Source organism: Vibrio sp. 10N.261.52.A1 (assembly GCF_002876325.1).
Taxonomy (GTDB): Bacteria; Pseudomonadota; Gammaproteobacteria; order Enterobacterales; family Vibrionaceae; genus Vibrio; species Vibrio chagasii.
Genome location: NZ_MCYD01001431.1, coordinates 2,318 through 2,768, shown reverse-complemented (window position 1 = coordinate 2,768; position 451 = coordinate 2,318). Strand labels below are relative to the sequence as shown.

Below are 451 nucleotides of genomic sequence, written 5' to 3'. Positions count from 1 at the left end.
ACCACCACTTGCTTATCTTGTGGCAAATGGACAATCACATCGGGCTGATAGCGCTTGCCTGCATCGTTCTGTAGGTTCACTTGCGTTTGGTACTCGTGCCCTTCTCGCAGACCAGACTCAGCAAGCACACGAGCCAGCACCACTTCACCCCAGTTACCTTGCTGTTTGTTGTCACCCTTGAGCGCCTGCGTTAGGTTAACCGCTTCACGAGTCATGCTTTCATTAAGGCGTTGCAGGTTTTTTAGTTCATGCACTAAGGTATGACGCTCTTTAGCTTCTTGGCTAAAGCTATCGTTAACTTGCTTCTTGAAGCCTTCTAGTTGCTCTCTCAGCGGTGAGAGTAACCCTTCTAAACTCTGCTTGTTTTGCTGATCGACCTTAGCGGTTTTGGTTTCAAAAAGCTGATTGGCGAGATGCTCGAACTGCTGCTTTAGGCGTGATTCCGCTTGTT

Annotated in this window: 1 protein-coding gene; it reads right to left on the bottom strand. The window is 48.6% G+C overall.

All coding sequences use genetic code 11. From position 1 onward, the window contains the following. Positions 1-451, bottom strand: a 451-nt coding sequence (rmuC, locus tag BCT81_RS28805; protein WP_133152774.1) for a DNA recombination protein RmuC, incomplete at both ends; no start/stop codon positions are given.